The organism is Bartonella sp. AA86SXKL (genome assembly GCF_042196885.1).
Window position 1 is genome coordinate 385 of record NZ_JBHIRE010000094.1, and the last position, 953, is coordinate 1,337.

A 953-nucleotide genomic window follows, 5' to 3' on the forward strand; every position below is an offset into this window, starting at 1 on the left:
GTAATTTGATTGAAAATGCTGCTCAGTGGTCTCGCACCAAAGTTCTGATCTCTTGTTATTTAGAAAAAAATATTGAAGAAGAGAAATTCTTTAGCCTTCTCGTAGAAGATGATGGTTCTGGTTTAACAGAAGAACAAACTGATGAAGCTGTTAAAAGAGGTCGTCGATTTGATAAGAGTAAACCGGGGACAGGTTTAGGGTTAGCAATTGTTTCTGATATGGTTAACGAATATGGTGGAAGCCTTTTCTTATCTCGTTCTGATTTGGGAGGGTTATATGCAAAAGTTTTATTACCAAGAAGGTAATGTGTTTTTCCTTTGTAGAGCGTATATATTAAAATTTATATGAGCGATGCAATATTTTTACATGTAATGCACAGGGCAGAAAATCATGTCAGGATGTTGAAGGGCAATATCTGTTTGTAATCAGAATTTAGAAATAAAATTTTATTTTTATGCTTTTATGCGTATTGGGAAAATGATGATAAACTTACCATATTATAAGATAAAATAAAGTGCTTTTCTATCTTTTTACATCAGTGTTTTCATGGATAGGGTGGGAGAATCAATTAGTTCCGCTTTTTGAATTTCATATTGGTAGCAAAATGCTATGCTCATATTAGTCTTGGCAGTATTTTTTCTCACTTTTCTGGCGAGTATACTTTTTCTTTCTCTACATAATTATGGGACCAAAAAAGAATTGAGAGCTCAAGATATTGAGAGTGAGAGAAGCTGTATGTATTCGGTTGGATTTGATAAGCCTTACACATATCATAAAAAGAGACATACTTTTGTAGCTTTGAGTATTTTTTTTGTTCTTCTTATAACTTGGAGCATTTACAGTTTTACAGGCAATCCAGAAGTTAAAAGTTATTTTTTTAGTGAACTCATGGATAAAGATCCAAAGACACTGAATAAACGTGAACAGCTTGTTCGTCTACAAGTACTTTTTTT

1 protein-coding gene and 1 pseudogene are annotated in these 953 nt (G+C 32.6%); both read left to right on the forward strand.

The window, feature by feature from the left end:
* The coding region (locus tag ACFIO5_RS10050; protein WP_375705318.1) for an ATP-binding protein at positions 1 to 305 on the forward strand (305 nt) is incomplete at its 5' end.
* 304 nt (positions 306 to 609) lie between these two features.
* A pseudogene (locus tag ACFIO5_RS10055) lies at positions 610 to 953 on the forward strand (tetratricopeptide repeat protein); the annotation flags it as partial.